At 63.8% G+C, this 602-nt stretch carries 1 protein-coding gene; it reads left to right on the top strand.

All coding sequences use genetic code 11. The annotated features are described in order from the left end of the window. The coding region (locus AC1DYI_RS37955; RefSeq protein ID WP_477209201.1) for an Hsp70 family protein at positions 1–602 on the top strand (602 nt) is incomplete at both ends.

Below are 602 nucleotides of genomic sequence, written 5' to 3'. Positions count from 1 at the left end.
CGCCAGGCCGTGACCAACCCGCGCAACACGATCTACGCGGTCAAGCGCCTGATCGGCCGCAAGTTCACCGAGAAGGAAGTGCAGAAGGACATCGGTCTGATGCCCTACTCCATCGTGGCCGCCGACAACGGCGACGCCTGGGTTGAAGTGCGCGGCAAGAAGCTCGCGCCGCCCCAGGTCAGCGCCGAAATCCTGCGCAAGATGAAGAAGACCGCCGAGGACTACCTCGGTGAAGAAGTGACCGAGGCCGTGATCACGGTGCCGGCCTACTTCAACGACAGCCAGCGCCAGGCCACCAAGGACGCCGGCCGCATCGCCGGCCTGGACGTCAAGCGCATCATCAACGAGCCCACCGCCGCGGCCCTGGCCTTCGGCCTGGACAAGCACGGCAAGGGCGACCGCAAGATCGCCGTGTWYGACCTGGGCGGCGGYACCTTCGACATCTCSATCATCGARATCGCCGAYGTCGACGGTGAAAAGCAGTTYGAAGTGCTGTCKACCAACGGCGACACCTTCCTGGGCGGCGAAGACTTCGACCAGCGCGTCATCGACTACATCGTGGCCGAGTTCAAGAAAGACAGCGGCATCGACCTGTCGAAGGA

The sequence above is a fragment of the Ideonella sp. P3_A4 genome (assembly GCF_056403075.1).
Note: the sequence above shows the minus strand (reverse complement) of the source record. Positions and strands in the feature narration are given on the sequence as shown.